This is a genomic window from Vibrio toranzoniae (genome assembly GCF_024347655.1).
GTDB classification, from domain to species: Bacteria; Pseudomonadota; Gammaproteobacteria; order Enterobacterales; family Vibrionaceae; genus Vibrio; species Vibrio toranzoniae.
The window spans coordinates 1,265,715-1,282,823 of record NZ_AP025514.1 but is presented as its reverse complement, the minus strand read 5'-3'; the positions used below and the strand labels follow the sequence as shown (position 1 = coordinate 1,282,823).

The following is a 17,109-nucleotide window of genomic DNA, read 5'->3' as shown; positions in this document are numbered from 1 at the left end:
GATCCTATCAGCATTGGGTTATTTGAGATTTTAGTAATTTTCTTTGAATTTCGTCACTTTACTACTATTAAGATCATATAAAAAGGTGCTCAAATAAGAATCTCAGTGCAAGAATAGAGAAATAGTCACTTTTGTCTTAATTCAGTAGTAATATATTGAATAACATTTTGTTTAAGGCACTTCACGAGCACATCACAATGAAAAAAAACAAAACAGTCACAACTGAAGATATTCTTCTTAAGCTATGCCAATCAGTCTCCAGCGTACTCACTTCAGCGACGGCTTCTCAAGTGTCCTATTCAGCCATGGTTCAAAAAATCAATAAAACGAGTTTGAAACCTGATTTCGGCTGTTTCGTCTTATTTGACGGTGGTTTTTCCGGTCTTGTTGTTATCAACTTTACGTCAAAAGCGGCATTAGAGATCTATGCCAATTATATGCGTAACATGGGGATGCCAGAAGAAGAACTTGCTGTTCTCCATACTTCAGACGAAGTTGGTGATGTATTGGGTGAATTAATGAATCAATTAGTCGGCGACTTTACGAATAAAATCCGTAAAGAACTGCAAACTAACATCACGCAAAACCAGCCTAAAATGCTGGCGCTTAACAAGCAAGTTAACCTTTCTGTAGACACCAACCTAGATCGTCCACAAGCGCGCCGTGTAACTTTCTCAACCGAAAAGAACAATATCTTCTATCTTGAGTTAGCCATGGATAAGACAGAATTCATCCAATTGGAAGAATTTGAAATCGCTGAGGACGAATGTCCAGATAGCATTCTTGAAACTACTCAGAAAAATATGCAAGGAGCAAACAAACCCACTCAAAGCTCAGGCAACGATTCTGCAGCGGATCTACTCGATGAACTCGGAATCTAACTCCACAAAGCCCTAGTCGTTCTGATAAATAACCTCACTAACGCCATCAATACGCTGATGGCGTTTTTATTTTTCGAAAAACAGCTTTACCTCGACTTCATCACCAGACCTATAGGCTTATATGTGAGTTTTAACTTTCTGTTACCGGTCAAAACATGTAAAATGTCGGACTTTTAAAAATTTGCGGTAATGATTAAGTAGTCGATGGATAAGAAAAAAGCCCTAAAGAAAATTGCCAAGTGTCTTGAGCTTGGAAATTCTGCGAACGTCAATGAAGCTGCCAATGCGATAAAAATGGCGCACAGCTTGATGCTGAAATATGGTCTCGAAAAAGACGATATTGAGTTTATCAAGATGGGAAAAACTCAATCCAGTCATCTGTTACCTGCAAATATCAGTTCTACACTGCTGCGTGTTATTCGTGGTATCAACACCAAATTTGGTGTTGAAGCCGTGCTACTGAATCACAAAGGCCTCAAGCGTGTTGAATTCATTGGTGAAGCCGATCGCGCTATCTTTGCAGCTTTTGCGTTCGATATTATTTATCGCGAGCTGAATGAACACACGGGCCAATTCAGAAATAGCTTCGCTGGCTCTGGAACCGGATCATTAGAGGTTACACGTCGTGTGAACTCGTTTGTTTCAGGTTGGGTTGAAGGTGCGCTTGAGAAGCTACCTACTATTACCCCAGACGATGAATCAAACAACAAGATCAATAACTACATTGATAAAGAATTCAAAAATATCGACCGCGAAACTTTCAAGCAACAACTGAGAGAAGCGATGAAAAACCTCACCGCAGATTATGAAGTTGGCTTGAAGAAAGGCCGTAAACTGTCTGTTAATAGACCAGTTGCCGGCGCCCAGGCAGCGAAAAAGATAACTAAATCATAGAGCCACTTTACATTGCATCAGCGTATTGATAAAAACCATCAATAAGATTTACAGGACTATGTTTGTCATTCGAATTCATCGTTTGACTGAAGTACATGATGGAGAAATACGTTGAAAAAAATCACTCTAGCCCTAGCGCTTACTGCCGCTCTAACGGGTTGCCAGGCAACGCAACGCCAAAACGCGACAACTGGCGAGTCTGAGACTAACTCTGCAACTCAAGGCGCTCTAATTGGTGCTATCGCAGGCGCCGTTGCTGGGGCTGTTACCGGTGACGATTCTAAAGACCGCCGTAAGCGGGCTTTAATTGGTGCTGCGGGCGGAGCTGCCGTTGGCGGAGGTGTTGGTTACTACTTTGACCAACAAGAAGCCGCACTTCGTGAAGAGCTAATGAACTCAGGAGTTCAAGTACAGCGTGTAGGTGAGAACCAACTTCTACTTCGTCTAGAGAACGGCATCGGTTTTGATTCCAGCTCTTACGCTTTGCAGTCTAGCATTCACAACACGCTGCGCGGTGTTGCTCGTATCTTAGTTGAATATCCAGATACTAGCCTAGTGATTGAAGGTCACACTGACAGCACTGGCCGTGAATCGACTAACCAAATCCTTTCCGAGCGTCGCGCCGAATCCGTTCGTTCATTCTTGGTCTCTCAAAATGTAGCGGCAGGTCGTGCTATTGCCCGTGGTAACGGTGAGCGCTACCCTCTTTGTGACAACAAAACCTCTCAAGGTCGTGCTTGCAACCGTCGCGTAGAAATTCAAATCTTGCCACTTAAGTAGCACAACTAAAGCCCAGCTCGTCTTTATCTATTGAATTAACCATTATATAGTTGCTTGTCAGCCGTGTTACTTATTCAAAGTAATACGGCTAACCAACAATCATCAATGTATTCATATTGAACTATCGACTCTGGGCTTTTTACGAGACTTATCTTTTGCTTATCTTATCCAACTTGTTGTCGTCGTCATTTCTTAGAACTCTATTTCTAGCCCTCACCTTTTCCACGATACAGTTGTCAATCACACATTTCGTTTATGCTGAAAGCAGTGGTGAGTTTTCACTAGAATCACAACCTCAAGATCCAGTTTCTCAATATCAGTTAGCTCAAGCTTATGAGTCGGGGGGCGACGTCCCCCTTAGCACCAGCGACGCATTTTATTGGTATACGCAATCAGCAGATAATGGCAATTCAGATGCGCAATTTAAACTCGGCGAGTGGTACTTGGCGGGAACAAGTGTCGAGCAAGATAACAAACAAGCCTTAGAGTGGTTCATCAAAGCGGCATTGCAAGGTAACAAGCAAGCGCCTCTAGAAGTAGCTAAGATCTACGAGTCCTCACTTAATAAGGAGCTCCTTCAACCACTAGATGCCGCGCAGCTATGGTATGAAGCAGCCTTACCAGACCATCCTGACGCAGAAGATGGATACAATCGTGTTCTGGAAACACAATTCAACCAACAACGCGCAAAGCAGATTTCTTCAATTGAACAGCTCGATAATAGTACTGATACTTCAAGTAACTCTAAGCAAACCTCTAGTTCTCTACCGAGGAATCCAGATTCAAACTCACGCCAACCGCCTTCTTTAGCAAATATATCGATGTTTGAGTTATCGATTGGCGCACTTGTTGCACTTTTAAGCGTTACCACCACTCTCTTTATAATCCGAGCGAGACATAACCCAAACTCTGCGATATTGAGCCAGCAACGGGATTCTCTTGAAGATCAGATAAAAGCTCAAAGTGCTACGATAAAGCATCAAAAAAGACAACTGCATGCGATGTTTACCGAACTAAAGAAACAGAAAAATTCAAAGGAAATACAAAAATTACAAATGGCTTGCGCTTTATTCGGATATACACCGAGCTCTATTCCTGAACAGAGAAGTGTAAAAGCTAGATACAAACAACTATCAAAAATATACCACCCTGACGCTAGCGGGTGCGACGAAGAAATGAAGCGCTTGAACAATGCACTAAAAATCCTACTAGAAAATGTTACAAAACCGTAAACAAGCACACTTATTAAATTTACAAAGTCACAAATATACCGACTTTATTAGTGTTGCAATCGATCCCCTTCTCAAAAATAGGTAACAAACTATTAACTAATAGGTCTTACTTGTGTCATAATTTGCGCCGAAAATACACCTGGCGTATACAGGTGAGGAGAGAATATGTTCACAATAGAAGGCGTTTGTGATTGGTGCAAAAAGCCAAGCCTAGTAAAAAAGCACGACTACCTAGATGGTAAGTGTCATCATGCATGTAAAGAGTGCAATGATATTGCAACCATTGATGTTCGCCAGTTCAATATTGGTGAAATGGAAATGAGAGCGAAACTCTCCCAAGCGACACTGAGATAAGTAACACTTCTGAAATATAAGAAAGCGCCTAAGGCGCTTTTTTTGTATCTGCGGCTTATCTTCTTATCTTCTTATCTTCTTATCTTCTATACGGAGGTATACAGTACTTTTATGCAAAAACCACTGTATACACCTGTATGAAGCTCACATATTTTTCAACTTATGAGACAAAATAGTAAATTCATTCGAATTTAATTTATTATTTACTTTCATATAGTTAGATGATCACTATCTATTTTTTTGACAAAGATCGTCCAATAATCCCGCAAAAATAACTTGATCTTATAAACAACAAAAACTACTGTATACACATACAGCATGTATATAAGGACAGCAAAATGATTCAAGCACACGTTAAAGCACAACACTCTAGCCCGCTAGTTCACTGCGCATTTACATCAGTTTCTCGCAAAAACAAAAACTCAAACGAGGAAGCGTTGTTCGCAAGAATGGCGTTGCTGTCCAATCAATATCAATGGCTGCTGTTTACTGCTCAAACACCAAGACCATCAGCCAAGCAGCTCAAACAACATAACGTGTGCTGCGACCGCGTTATTCATATGAAAGCATCGCACCAAATGACAGAAGTCGAGACAGTCGAGAAAGCCATCCGCTCTAAGAATGCGAGTGCGATTGTTGCGAGTTCTTCTATTGACCAGTTCAGTCAACAGTACCTAAGAACGTTAGGGTTGCGCTTTCAGTGTGAAGTCTTCTTTATGGATGCCAATTCAGAACGTATTCACTAAACCGACGTAGTCCAAACATACTGCCTTCCCCCTGCTCTACAATTCGCCAATTTCTTAGCGGATAGTTAGGCGGGGGTTTTTATTTGATCAACAGATTTAGCAATCGATTGCTTTTTCTCTGGAAGCAAATAATAGATTGGGTATAATGCCCATCTAATCATGTGCACACCGCACTTCTCTGTACGACGTTTGATAAAAAATAGGAATGTCTAAATGAGCCTTGCTGATCAAGTTCTTGCCGTAAATGATGACCTACCAATCCGCACTGATAAACCTGTCCACAGTGGCAAGGTTCGCTCAGTCTACTGGTTAACTGAAGAAGATAGCCAACGACTAATTCAAGAGAAAGGCTACGATGTAGCACCAGACGCTCCTCTAGCTATTATGGTGATCAGTGACCGAATCTCTGCGTTTGATTGTATCTGGCGCGGTGAAGGGAATCTTAAAGGTATTCCAGGTAAGGGGGCGGCTCTGAATGCTATCTCTAACCATTGGTTCAAACTGTTCCAAGACAACGGGCTTGCCGATAGTCATATTCTTGATATCCCTCACCCATTCGTATGGATTGTACAAAAAGCTCGCCCGGTCATGATTGAAGCTATTTGTCGTCAATACATCACAGGCTCAATGTGGCGTGCATACGCGAATGGCGAACGCGAATTCTGTGGTATCGAGATGCCGGAAGGACTTGAGAAAGACAAGAAACTACCTGAGCTTCTAATCACACCTTCAACAAAAGGGATTTTAAAAGGTATCCCCGGCGTACCTGAAGCTGATGACGTCAACATCACACGTAACAGCATCAAAGATAACTTCGCAGCGTTCAACTTTACTCAAGAGAGTGATATCGCACATTACGAGAAACTGCTAAAGGAAGGCTTTAACGTTATCAGCCAAGCATTAGCTAACGTAGACCAAATCTTTGTCGATACGAAGTTTGAATTTGGCTATGTAAACGATGCTCAAGGCAAAGAGAAACTCATTTATATGGATGAAGTCGGCACTCCAGACTCATCGCGAATCTGGGATGCTCAGGAATACAAAAACGGCAATATCGTTGAAAACTCAAAAGAAGGTTTCCGTCAGTTCTTGCTTAACTACTTCCCTGATGCAGACATCTTGTTGAACAAAGAACGTATGCCAGAGCGTGAAGCATTAGCTCGTGATAATGAACTTCCACTAGATTCATTAATGTCTTTGTCTCGAACTTACCTTGATATCGCAGCAAAAATTACAGGTGCTGAGATCGTACTGAGCGACAATCCTAAACAAGAGATCATCGATATATTGCGTGCCGACTACGGGCTGATCGACTAATTGCGTTCGTTTTCTAATGCAACCTGAATACAAAAAGGGCCTCAAGATTGAGGCCCTTTCTATGTGATGTTAATAAGTTGTCGTACACTTAACGCTTGTGGTCAACGTTCATAATTAAAGCTTAGGATTGGTACTTGTAGCTAGAGCTTAATGGTAAACTCTTCTCCAGAATTAACCGCAAGCACTAAATGACTACGCGATTCGATATACTCTATCTGCTCTTCTTCAAGAGAATATGGCATCACAACTTTGAGTTCATTTATCCCTTCTAGCTTGGCAAGCTTAAGCAAGGTGACAATGTTTGACTCATCACTTTTACGAGTAGACATTGATTTCAATGCCATCTGCCATAAGCGATCTTCTGGGCTTGCTAGCTCTTTAATACTATCGCGCCAGACAGTACTGAATACTGGGGCAATGGTGGTAAGTGCTTCAAGGAAAGTCCATTTTTTACTGCATGAGGCGCCAAGAAATGTTGTGTAATCAAATTCTACACACGTTTCTTTCTGTTTATCCATGATGTCCCCCGACACTTTGGCAACACAATATACTTAATATCCACCAACTTCTTTTATATAGCAATAGGATATAGAAGAATGGTCTTTTATGACCTTTTGGTTGGTTAAAAAGGCATATAAAAATCAAGTTTGTAACAAAATAAGTACTGACAAATCACATATGCGCCTATTTGATTAATATTTTAGAGATAAAACTTATCTAAGCTATTTGATATCGATAATACGGCTCGCTTTTTTATATTGAATACGCCATCCTGACCATGTTGGTAGCTCCCAACGTTTTGCCGATAACTTGCGACCACCCGATTGATAATGCACGTAAATCAGCTTTCTTCCGGGGAAGTATTCGACACTAAGCTGTAAATCGGCAAGGCTCAAGGCAAACGGATATTTTTCTGAAAACTCTGAATAGAGCCAAGTTGGGATGCCTTCAAAGGGAATATCTGAATGCTCGAACATTTCTAGGTCGCTGATGTCAGTAACCCCTAACACTTCGAGTTGCTCTATAAACCATCCCTCAAAACTCAATTGTTCAATCTCTGGGGTATTGTGTATTTGCTCATCGAGGCCAAGTCTCACGTACAACTGCCAATGCTTGATCTCTTGAGTGCGGCGTTCTGCAAAACCGGGAAGCAGCTCACCGCTGACTACGAGGTCTACGATAAGCTTCAACGACAACTGACCTTCTGCCGCCACTAACTTAGTCGTAATCGTGCGGCCAGCGTACACCAATGCCATTTCGGTAAACACGCCCTCATCATTGACCACGGTTTCACCTTGCTGCCATTCACCCAATTCTGCTTCAACAACGAGTTCTAAAGGAACAGGCGCAGTGGTCGTCGCTAAGGTCAGTGTTTGCTTCACGCCACGCCCCGGCAAGCTATGAGTGTCCAACACCAACATGGCTTGTGCATTATCAGGGAAACGATTCTGACGGCCGAGTACCACCTCTAACATGCCATTCGCAAAGGCTTCTTTTCTTTTAACTCGGCGTACAAACACCAGTTCAGGATGCAGATTCATAATGGTCTTAAGCAGTTCAATGCGTTGGAAACGTGACGCGACTTCTAACTGAGGAAGCTCAAACACCTCACGCATTTGCTTCGCCAAACCTTGGGCTTCATTTAATGCCTGTTGGTCTATTTCTAAATGCGGATAATCACGACCGCGAACAATCTGAATTAACAGGGATAAATCACACCCTTCTTTTTCTTGCTGAGCCAGCGCTTCAAGGTGCTCTGCATTGCTAGGTAATTGGTACAAACGAGCCGGAACGGACAATGCGGCCGTGAGATCCACCATGGCCTCTTTGAGTGCTTTGGTTTTGATTCGAGTAACGATATCGGCATACAGAGCATCAATCGGTAGCGGGTATAGCTTTTTACCGTGCTCAGTAATTTGATGGTTGATGTTAATCGCTTCCATCGTTAGCAAGGTTTGAGTCGCGCTGTTTAGCGATTTATCAGGAATAGAATCGAGGAAAGATAGGCTCTCAAGTGGTGCTCCACAGCAGGCAGCTGCAAGCATTGGCTCTGTCAGTTCTTCGCGCTGCAGCTCAGGAGGCGTGACTAACTCTAATGCAGCGTGTTCACCATATAGGCGAACGCAGACACCATCCATCACCCTACCCGCACGGCCCGCTCGTTGCTTGGCACTGGCTCGTGATATGGATTTGAGCATCAGAGTCGTTCTGCCGTTGCGTTGAACGGTTCGTCTTTCCAATCCTGAATCTATCACCACACCAATGTCGGGAATGGTTAATGAGGTTTCTGCCACGTTGGTAGCAAGAATGACCTTTCGCAAACCGCTGCCATTATAGCTATTACCAGTATTGCGACCAGACAACGCAAGATCTCGCTCTTTATCACTGACCGATGCATGCAATTTAATGACTTGGATATCCGGATTTTTCGCCAAGGCTTGTTCACATTGCATGATCTCTTTTTTTCCCGGCAGGAAAACCAACATATCACCATAAGAAGCGATAAGTTGATGAGTCACTTCTTCTGCAATACGTTGCTCTAAATGTCGAATATCCGGCAATGTTCTTGATTCCGTCGCTCGGTGTTCAATAGCAACTTGATAGGTTCGACCTTCGCAACTGATTCGATTCGCATTCAAGTAGTGAGCAAGACGCTCCCCTTCAATCGTTGCTGATGTTATCACCAAACGATGGCTCAGTTTTTGTTTGAGAATCGCCACCAGCAGATCGATATCCCACCGTCTTTCGTGAAATTCATCAACAACGATGACGTCAAAGCCTGCGAGCCCATCTTCTGATAACCAACGTAATGCAATACCGGGAGTCACAAACACAACGTTCGTTTGCTCGTTGTATTCCGACTCTAGCTTGATGGCATAGCCAACTTTTGAACCTAGCTTCTCACCCGATTGTTGCGCTAAATATTTAGCGAGTGACGTACAAGCGATTCGTCTTGGTTCAACAACCAACACTCGCCCATGCGCTGATGCCCAAACTGGTAAGCGTGTTGATTTACCCGATCCAGTTTCAGCTTCGACAACAAGATGAGAATTAGAGAGCTGTTCATGGAAAGTTTTTTGATAAGAATCGATGGGAAGTGATGACATACAGAGGGTAACTAATGGAAAACTGTGAGCAAAGTATAACGAATTATGGTGTTAGAATTCGAGAAGTGTGGGACATAAGTAAGAATATCATTTTGTTTGCTAAGATCTCGGAGAAACTATTTACAATTGAATAACTAAACCGTTATCATTTTTTAGTTACCCTTTCTCCCATATTAGGCATCCAATGAACAACGATAAACGCCCTCTATATATACCTTATGCTGGTCCTGCTCTACTAAGTACTCCTCTTCTAAACAAAGGCAGTGCATTCACAGCTCAAGAACGTAGTTCTTTCAACCTTGAAGGCTTGTTACCGGAAACAACCGAAACAATTCAAGAACAAGTTGAACGTGCTTACAAGCAATATTGCAACTTCGAAAGCGATATGGATAAGCATATCTATCTGCGTAATATCCAAGATACAAATGAAACGCTCTTTTATCGTTTAGTTCAAAACCACATCTCTGAAATGATGCCTATCATTTACACGCCAACGGTTGGCGCAGCATGTGAAAACTTTTCAAATATTTACCGTCGGGGCCGTGGTCTGTTTATCTCATATCCGAACCGCGATCGCATCGATGACCTACTGAATAATGCAACCAACCACAACGTAAAAGTTATCGTGGTAACAGATGGTGAGCGTATTCTTGGTTTGGGAGACCAAGGGATCGGTGGTATGGGTATTCCAATTGGTAAACTCGCACTTTATACAGCTTGTGGCGGCATCAGCCCAGCTTATATGCTACCAATTGTACTTGATGTTGGTACTAACAACCCTCAACGTCTTGCAGACCCTATGTACATGGGTTGGCGTCACCCTCGTATCACAGGGGCTGACTACAATGCATTCGTTGAAGAGTTCATCCAAGCCGTTCAACGCCGTTGGCCTGATGCATTAGTACAATTCGAAGATTTCGCTCAAAAGAATGCAATGCCATTGCTTGAGCGCTATAAAGATCGCATCTGTTGTTTCAACGATGACATCCAAGGTACAGCAGCGGTCACTGTGGGTTCTCTACTTGCAGCATGTAAAGCCGCAAACAGCAAACTTTCAGAACAGCGTATTACCTTCTTAGGGGCTGGATCTGCGGGGTGTGGTATCGCTGAAGCGATCATCGCGCAAATGGTATCTGAAGGTATCAGTGATGCTCAAGCTCGTTCTCAAGTGTACATGGTCGATCGTTGGGGTCTACTACAAGAAGGCATGCAAAACCTACTTGATTTCCAACAACGCTTAGTTCAAACCAATGCGAATACTAAAGATTGGGAAAGTGATAGCTCAGGTTTCTCACTACTGGATGTCGTTCGTCACGCAAAACCAACCGTTCTTGTTGGCGTATCTGGTGCGCCGGGTCTATTCAGTAAAGAAGTCATCCAAGAGATGAATCTACACTGTGAACGCCCTATTGTGTTCCCACTGTCGAACCCAACTAGCCGTGTTGAAGCAACACCAAACGACATCATTCGTTGGACTGATGGAAAAGCATTGGTTGCAACGGGTAGTCCGTTTGAGCCAGTAACTCATAACGGCACAACTTACCCAATTGCTCAGTGTAACAATAGCTACATCTTCCCAGGGATCGGCCTTGGGGTACTTGCTGTGAATGCTTCACGCATCACTGACGAAATGCTAATGGAATCGAGTCGTGCTCTTGCAACGTGCTCGCCACTCGCGATCAATGGTTCAGGTGCTCTACTTCCACCATTGGAAGAGATCCATACCGTATCTAAGAAGATTGCTCTTGCTGTTGGTAAAAAAGCGATTGAACAAGGTGTAGCTCTAGAGATCACCGGCGAAGCACTACAACAAGCCATTGACCAACACTTCTGGCAGCCGGTTTACCGTCGCTATAAGCGCACTGCATTCTGATAAAATTGTTACGCTTCTAATCAAAGCCTCTGTAATCACAGGGGCTTTTTCTTTACACAGTCTTGTCTTTTTAACTGATTTTTCTCATTTTTATTTGGTATTATCGAACACCAAAAATTTAATGTTCAACCAAAGGGCCATACCGAGAGTGAAATTCGATTCTCACGTTTACCGTACCTACTTACTAAAAGCTTGCCAAAAACTACAAGGGTTTATATTCGGCGCTTTCCTCGTATTCTTGGTAAGCTGCGCTGCAATTATTGCTATCGATTATTGGGTTTCATGGCAAGCAGAAGATCGCATCATCTACGATATCGATGAAGTACCTGAGCGCGAAGTTGCGGTTGTCCTCGGCACCAGCAAATATTTAGGTCGAACGCTCAACGATTATTATAAATACCGAATTGAAGCCGCTATCGAGTTGTTCAATCGTGAAAAGGTGAATCAATTTTTACTGAGTGGCGATAACGCTCACCGTTCTTACAATGAACCTTGGACGATGAAACGAGACTTATTGAAAGCAGGTGTTCCTGATGAACGAATCAATCTAGATTACGCTGGATTTAGGACATTAGACTCAATTGTTCGTGCAAAAAAAATATTCGACACAGATAACTTCCTGATCATCACTCAAAAGTTTCACTGTGAAAGAGCGCTATTTATCGCTAATTCTTATGATATACACGCAAAGTGTTTAGCGGTTTCTGGACCAACTCATCACTCGGGAATGACCATACGCTTACGTGAAGTGTTTGCCCGCACCAAAGCGTTTCTTGACCTATACATTATTGGGACCACACCTAAATTTCTTGGCCCGAAAGAGCCAATTCAACTAAACCCAAAACAAGAATCATCACCTATCACTCTGCCTATTGCAGGACCAGCAGAGACTGATGTGTAGAAAACTACACATTTTTAATTTGTTACCTCACACTTCCCCACTGTTACACAAAAACACACCAACACTCCTTTATTAACTTAAGTAACATTATCCCAACAAAGCTCACCCCTACATCAAGTCAATGCATTAGCACTGTATAGCTTGAAACAAGATAATTCGAAAACTATATACCTCGAAAAAATAAGAAGCATCGCTCTTTGGGTCAGGTGCACCAATAAAACGAGGATAAACAAAAGGAGCGCCTTATGACGGCACTTGTTACTACACTGAAACACTGGCTGTTTACACGCAACAGCATGATCTTAATTGGTAATTTCTCGCTATTTGCACTATTGCTCAACACCTTGCCTTTCGAAGCTCAAGTGAATACAGGCCTAAGTATTCTCGTATTTGTCGCTATTTTATGGTTAACCGAAGCTATCCACGTCAGCATCACCGCTTTGCTTATTCCACTCTTGGCTATCTTGTTTGGTGTTTTTAACACATCCGCTGCATTGTCTAACTTTTCCAACCCGATCATCTTTCTGTTTATGGGTGGGTTTGCTCTTGCGGCGGCACTCAATAAACAAGAACTAGATAAAGCGATTGCTGACAAGGTACTTCTAATAGCAAAGGGGAAAATGTCAGTCGCCGTCTTCATGTTATTTGGCGTGAGCGCTGGGTTATCGATGTGGATCTCAAACACAGCCACCACTGCAATGATGCTTCCCCTTGTTCTTGGCATCATGAATAAAGTTGACCAAAGCGAAGACCGCAACACCTACGTGTTTGTTCTGTTGGGTATCGCCTACTGCGCATCCATTGGTGGTATTGCAACTTTGGTCGGCAGTCCTCCAAATGCAATCGCAGCAGCGGAAGTTGGCTTGAGTTTTACTGAGTGGATGGAACTGGGTCTGCCGATCTCAATGATCTTGCTCCCAATCGCAATGGTCATCCTATATGTGATGACTAAACCTAAGCTAAACCACAAGTTTGAATTAGACCACGCTCCTGTTGAATGGACGAACAGCAAGAAAATCACTCTATCTATCTTCCTCTTAACAGTTACGCTTTGGATATTCGGTAAGCCAATCAATGCAATGATCGGCGGGTTCTCTAAATTTGATAGCTTAGTTGCAATTGGTGCGATTGTACTGCTTGGTGCTTCTAGAGTTGTTGATTGGAAAGATGTCGAGAAATCAACGGATTGGGGTGTACTTATTCTGTTCGGCGGTGGTATCTGCTTAAGTAATGTTCTTAAAGAGACAGGTACCAGTGTCTTCTTAGCACACTCACTCAGTGGCTTCTTGGAAACGGCTGGCGTGCTTCTCACAATTCTTGCTGTAGTTGCTTTTGTTGTATTCCTGACTGAATTTGCGAGTAACACCGCAAGTGCCGCACTGCTTGTCCCTTTATTTGCAACTATTGCTGAAGCTCTTGGTATGTCACCCGTTATTTTATCAGCGTTGATCGCCGTTGCTGCGTCTTGTGCCTTTATGTTACCAGTTGCAACACCACCTAACGCAATCGTGTTTGCCTCTGGTCACATCAAACAAAAAGAGATGATGCGAATCGGTATGGTGTTAAACCTAGTTTGTATCTTAGTACTTACGTTGTTCGCTTGGATTTTCTGGTAAACATTCAATGCTTAAAGAGTAGACCTGATAGGTCAATACTTATAGGAATGCTCTAAAAATTGGTTGCAGTTCCCCCGGCTCAACCAATACAAAAATGCCCGCTCAGTGTGAAGCTGTCACCTACTTGAAGCTATCACTGAGCGGGCATCCAAAAAAACAATAAAAACGCTTTTCCCTTTTGGTGACTCTTCGCCACCGTTTTTGTTTCTAACCTTCCATGTTTCATAACTAACCAGCTTCTTAGATTACTCTCTGCTTAATTGTTAAATGCTCAACCGAACGTGAACGGCACGGCGACCTATTCAAAAGGCCACCAGCTCACCAATAACTAAATCGCACTGGCTACTAAACGCGTCCAACCTAACATGAGCATAGAAGCACACATAACCCAAACGATAGTAGCTAATGAGAGTGTCGATACCAAGTTATAGCGATAACTGAACACATAAACCGCGCCAAGATAAGCTGCGTATGGCACAAGCGAAAACAGCCCAAATAGTGCCGTAGTGCGTAACTCCACCATAGTTTGTTCAGTACCAACAATATAATGAGCAATCAAAGCGAAGGTAGGAAACAACGGCACTAAGCCTGCGATGTAAAAGCTCTTACTCTTCGACAACAGCGCAATCAGTAAAACGGCAGCTGCACCAAGCAAGCATTTAAAAAACAGTGAGATCATTTCAATACGTTATCCAACAAACCAACAAAGGCTCTAGAGGGTAAACTCATATAGCGTCCATAAAAACGCCACACGTCACATATGCACGTGTGGCTTATAAAGTAATCAACACAATTTTCAGATTAGTGACTCAAGATCACCTGATTTCGTCCAGAATGCTTCGCTTGATATAAGGCTTCATCAGCGCGTGCGATCGTCTCTGTCACCCTCTCTTGCTTCATTTCAGCAATGCCAATACTGCAAGTGAGCGAGTCACCATGAATCCAAAGGTGTTGGCTGACCAAAAGTCGAATCTTCTCAGCTTTTCTTTGCGCTTCACCCGCTTCGGTTTCAGGGCAAAAAACAATAAACTCTTCACCGCCCCAACGCGCCAATTTATCTGTCGCGCTGATAGAACTGCCCACCACCATACTGAACTCACGCAAAACATGGTCGCCCATTTGGTGTCCGTACTTGTCATTCACACTCTTAAAGTAATCAATATCCAAATACAGCATGCTCAGCTTTCCATGACCCTGCTTCACATACTGTGACTGCATCTTCAACCAATCACGAATCGCGTGTCGGTTGAATATTCCAGTCAACTCATCTCGGTGAGCCATTTCTGAAAACTCGAAGTTTTGTTCTCTCAATGCTCGATTGACGTTTTTCAAGTGATGATGTCTTTTCTCTGCAATCACCATACGCTTTCTTGATCGGTGCAACTCTAAAAGCAGGAACACTGTGCCCGTACCTACCCAAACAAACAGCAAGATCATAAACAAGCTTTCACCCGTGATATACGTGCCTTCGAACTCAATACTTCGTATGACAATTCGATGGTGACCAAGCTTCGCACCTGATGCCGTCGCGAATTCCACCATGTTAACGTTCGAATACTCAGGCGATGAATGCTCCAACGCGATATCGTTATCGGCGAGCCACCATGTCATCACTTGTAAATTGTCGATCGGAATCTCAATAACTCCGCCATCCACGCCAGGCGAAAACTCCATACCGTTGTATTTATGCGTGTACTCATTATCGGGAATTGAGTAAGCAGGATTATAGTTGCGTAAATAAGTTCTTAAACGGCCGCTTGAATCCGCTTCCGCATGATAATCAATATTCACTCTAAACGTGTGGTACTGAGAAAGGTCAAGACCAACGGTAATGTCTGGGTTAATACGAATCGAGAGGCCGCAATAAGGCCAAGGATACTCTGACTTTTTAAGCTCACAGTCGAGAATATACTGCCCATTTTGATAGGATAATTGGGACGTACTGACTCCCCTATCTACTTGATCGCTGGTCGCGATAAATTCATACTTGTCAGGCGTAATTGCTGTTATCACACGATTCCCGCTTACACGGTAATACTGGACAATCGCCAGTGTCGTGATAACTAGACAGATGACTATTTTATGGATCCACTTCACGTCTAAGCTTCCGGCTTAAAGTCCCTATAGTGGGATTTAACGATAAAAAATAAGTTAGGTAAATTAGTGTTCTTAATGCCAATAATTTACTAAAAAACGTTATATCACGCCTGAACAAAATGTCATACCATAATTTTATCTGCGAATTATTCACGCCGACAATCAAATAATCTTACGTATAAAAACGGACTCTATTTGTTATACTCACCGCATAATCATCGTTAGCCGTGGCGCCTACTTACAGAGCGTCCGAGTCGACGAAATAATAATCAAAATATAACGAGTAATGTCATGTCTTTATTAGCAAAAGGAACACTCAAGAAAATGAGTGCTTCTCTCGATGGTGCGGTTACCTACCGTTTACCTGTCGGTGAAGAGTTTGTAGAGCTAAACCCTCTGATTGGTAAAACCATCAACCTCACTCACACGGGTAATATTTTTTGCTGCTCGTGTGGCAAGAAAACCAAGAAAAGCTACTCTCAAGGCCACTGCTTTGTGTGCATGAGAAAGCTAGCAAGCTGCGACATGTGCATCATGAAGCCAGAGACTTGCCACTACGATGAAGGTACTTGTCGTGAACCTGAATGGGGCGAAGCCAACTGCATGGTTGACCACTTCGTTTACCTGTCGAACACATCAAGCCTTAAAGTGGGTATCACTCGTCATACTCAAATCCCGACTCGCTGGATCGACCAAGGTGCCACTCAAGGCCTGCCAATCTTGAAAGTGAAAACACGTCAGATTTCTGGCCTGATTGAAGTTGAATTAGCAAAACACATTGCCGACAAAACCAACTGGCGCACGTTGCTAAAAGGCGACGGTGACGATATGGAGTTGGCAGAAAAAGCCAAAGAACTCTTGCCATTGGTTGAGGATAAAATCCAAGAGATCAGAGCGAAATTTGGTGACGATGCTATCGAGATCCTGAGTGAGAACATCACTTCACTGAGCTACCCTGTAGAGCAACACCCAGTGAAGATTGTATCGCACAACTTTGATAAGAACCCTGAGGTTACAGGTGTACTTCAAGGCATTAAAGGCCAATACCTAATCCTAGATACGGGCGTGATTAACATCCGTAAATTTGGCTCTTACGAAGTGGAAGTATCAGCTTAATCATTTGCTAACACGAGACGAAGTCTTTCTTAACTTTAGCTCTCAGTAAATTAAATGCTGAACCACTCACAACCAGACCAGTACATGCAAAGCCGATGTGGCTATTGTGAATCAATAAGCTCAATGAAATAAAAATAGCATACTCCCTACTCAATACTATTGAGGCAAGTATGCTCTTTTCTAATTCGGTAACGG

15 protein-coding genes are annotated in these 17,109 nt (G+C 42.9%); 11 read left to right on the top strand and 4 right to left on the bottom strand.

Annotation, left to right across the window (positions count from 1 at the left end; translation table 11 throughout):
• Nucleotides 1-197 precede the first annotated feature (197 nt).
• From OCU50_RS05690 to OCU50_RS05660, 7 genes are all read left to right on the top strand, one after another.
• A complete protein-coding gene (locus tag OCU50_RS05690; RefSeq protein ID WP_060467528.1) occupies nucleotides 198-881 on the top strand; it encodes a DUF3334 family protein in 684 nt (227 codons plus the stop codon).
• A gap of 204 nt (nucleotides 882-1,085) precedes the next feature.
• The gene (locus OCU50_RS05685) at nucleotides 1,086-1,775 is read left to right on the top strand and encodes a DUF2786 domain-containing protein (protein ID WP_060467527.1); all 690 of its coding nucleotides are present in this window, start codon (nucleotides 1,086-1,088) and stop codon (nucleotides 1,773-1,775) included.
• Nucleotides 1,776-1,886: 111 nt separating this feature from the next.
• Nucleotides 1,887-2,555, top strand: coding sequence for a YiaD family glycine zipper/OmpA-like lipoprotein (locus OCU50_RS05680; RefSeq protein WP_060467526.1), 669 nt, complete (start codon nucleotides 1,887-1,889; stop codon nucleotides 2,553-2,555).
• A gap of 155 nt (nucleotides 2,556-2,710) precedes the next feature.
• The gene (locus OCU50_RS05675; RefSeq protein ID WP_060467602.1) at nucleotides 2,711-3,787 is read left to right on the top strand and encodes a J domain-containing protein; all 1,077 of its coding nucleotides are present in this window, start codon (nucleotides 2,711-2,713) and stop codon (nucleotides 3,785-3,787) included.
• 165 nt (nucleotides 3,788-3,952) lie between these two features.
• Nucleotides 3,953-4,141 (top strand): hypothetical protein, encoded by a 189-nt coding sequence (locus OCU50_RS05670; RefSeq protein ID WP_004733419.1) that lies wholly within the window; start codon nucleotides 3,953-3,955, stop codon nucleotides 4,139-4,141.
• 338 nt (nucleotides 4,142-4,479) lie between these two features.
• On the top strand, nucleotides 4,480-4,887 hold the full coding sequence (locus OCU50_RS05665) for a SulA-like leucine-rich domain-containing protein (protein WP_060467525.1): 408 nt from the start codon (nucleotides 4,480-4,482) through the stop codon (nucleotides 4,885-4,887).
• A gap of 213 nt (nucleotides 4,888-5,100) precedes the next feature.
• Complete coding sequence (locus OCU50_RS05660) at nucleotides 5,101-6,204, top strand: phosphoribosylaminoimidazolesuccinocarboxamide synthase (protein WP_060467524.1); 1,104 nt, start codon at nucleotides 5,101-5,103, stop codon at nucleotides 6,202-6,204.
• Nucleotides 6,205-6,344: 140 nt separating this feature from the next.
• Here OCU50_RS05660 and OCU50_RS05655 read toward each other — a convergent pair whose 3' ends face one another.
• A complete protein-coding gene (locus OCU50_RS05655; protein ID WP_060467523.1) occupies nucleotides 6,345-6,722 on the bottom strand; it encodes a hypothetical protein in 378 nt (125 codons plus the stop codon).
• 204 nt (nucleotides 6,723-6,926) lie between these two features.
• The gene (locus tag OCU50_RS05650; RefSeq protein ID WP_060467522.1) at nucleotides 6,927-9,311 is read right to left on the bottom strand and encodes a helicase-related protein; all 2,385 of its coding nucleotides are present in this window, start codon (nucleotides 9,309-9,311) and stop codon (nucleotides 6,927-6,929) included.
• Between the two features lie 184 nt (nucleotides 9,312-9,495).
• Here OCU50_RS05650 and OCU50_RS05645 point away from each other — a divergent pair, with 184 nt between their 5' ends.
• The 3 genes from OCU50_RS05645 (at nucleotide 9,496) to OCU50_RS05635 (ending at nucleotide 13,701) form a co-directional block, all read left to right on the top strand.
• Nucleotides 9,496-11,184, top strand: coding sequence for an NAD-dependent malic enzyme (locus tag OCU50_RS05645; protein ID WP_060467521.1), 1,689 nt, complete (start codon nucleotides 9,496-9,498; stop codon nucleotides 11,182-11,184).
• A 148-nt stretch (nucleotides 11,185-11,332) separates the two neighbouring features.
• Entirely contained in the window at nucleotides 11,333-12,085 is a 753-nt protein-coding gene (locus OCU50_RS05640; RefSeq protein WP_060467520.1) for a SanA/YdcF family protein, read from the top strand.
• A 245-nt stretch (nucleotides 12,086-12,330) separates the two neighbouring features.
• Complete coding sequence (locus tag OCU50_RS05635; protein WP_060467519.1) at nucleotides 12,331-13,701, top strand: SLC13 family permease; 1,371 nt, start codon at nucleotides 12,331-12,333, stop codon at nucleotides 13,699-13,701.
• 328 nt (nucleotides 13,702-14,029) lie between these two features.
• Here the strand turns inward: OCU50_RS05635 and OCU50_RS05630 are convergent, their stop codons facing one another.
• Together OCU50_RS05630 and OCU50_RS05625 are read right to left on the bottom strand one after the other, a co-directional pair.
• Nucleotides 14,030-14,380 (bottom strand): GlpM family protein, encoded by a 351-nt coding sequence (locus tag OCU50_RS05630; RefSeq protein WP_060467518.1) that lies wholly within the window; start codon nucleotides 14,378-14,380, stop codon nucleotides 14,030-14,032.
• A gap of 122 nt (nucleotides 14,381-14,502) precedes the next feature.
• Entirely contained in the window at nucleotides 14,503-15,798 is a 1,296-nt protein-coding gene (locus tag OCU50_RS05625; RefSeq protein ID WP_060467517.1) for a GGDEF domain-containing protein, read from the bottom strand.
• A gap of 291 nt (nucleotides 15,799-16,089) precedes the next feature.
• On the opposite strand from OCU50_RS05625, the gene OCU50_RS05620 reads away from it, so the two are divergent.
• A complete protein-coding gene (locus OCU50_RS05620) occupies nucleotides 16,090-16,914 on the top strand; it encodes a DUF2797 domain-containing protein (RefSeq protein ID WP_060467516.1) in 825 nt (274 codons plus the stop codon).
• Nucleotides 16,915-17,109 lie beyond the last annotated feature (195 nt).

Excerpts from the sequence above, each read along its gene's own strand:
- OCU50_RS05690 (WP_060467528.1), top strand. The coding sequence starts at position 198 with ATGAAAAAAAACAAAACAGTCACAACTGAAGATATTCTTCTTAAGCTA.
- OCU50_RS05685 (WP_060467527.1), top strand. The coding sequence starts at position 1,086 with ATGGATAAGAAAAAAGCCCTAAAGAAAATTGCCAAGTGTCTTGAGCTT.
- OCU50_RS05670 (WP_004733419.1), top strand. The coding sequence starts at position 3,953 with ATGTTCACAATAGAAGGCGTTTGTGATTGGTGCAAAAAGCCAAGCCTA.
- OCU50_RS05665 (WP_060467525.1), top strand. The coding sequence starts at position 4,480 with ATGATTCAAGCACACGTTAAAGCACAACACTCTAGCCCGCTAGTTCAC.
- OCU50_RS05660 (WP_060467524.1), top strand. The coding sequence starts at position 5,101 with ATGAGCCTTGCTGATCAAGTTCTTGCCGTAAATGATGACCTACCAATC.
- OCU50_RS05655 (WP_060467523.1), bottom strand. The coding sequence starts at position 6,722 with ATGGATAAACAGAAAGAAACGTGTGTAGAATTTGATTACACAACATTT.
- OCU50_RS05650 (WP_060467522.1), bottom strand. The coding sequence starts at position 9,311 with ATGTCATCACTTCCCATCGATTCTTATCAAAAAACTTTCCATGAACAG.
- OCU50_RS05645 (WP_060467521.1), top strand. The coding sequence starts at position 9,496 with ATGAACAACGATAAACGCCCTCTATATATACCTTATGCTGGTCCTGCT.
- OCU50_RS05635 (WP_060467519.1), top strand. The coding sequence starts at position 12,331 with ATGACGGCACTTGTTACTACACTGAAACACTGGCTGTTTACACGCAAC.
- OCU50_RS05630 (WP_060467518.1), bottom strand. The coding sequence starts at position 14,380 with ATGATCTCACTGTTTTTTAAATGCTTGCTTGGTGCAGCTGCCGTTTTA.
- OCU50_RS05620 (WP_060467516.1), top strand. The coding sequence starts at position 16,090 with ATGTCTTTATTAGCAAAAGGAACACTCAAGAAAATGAGTGCTTCTCTC.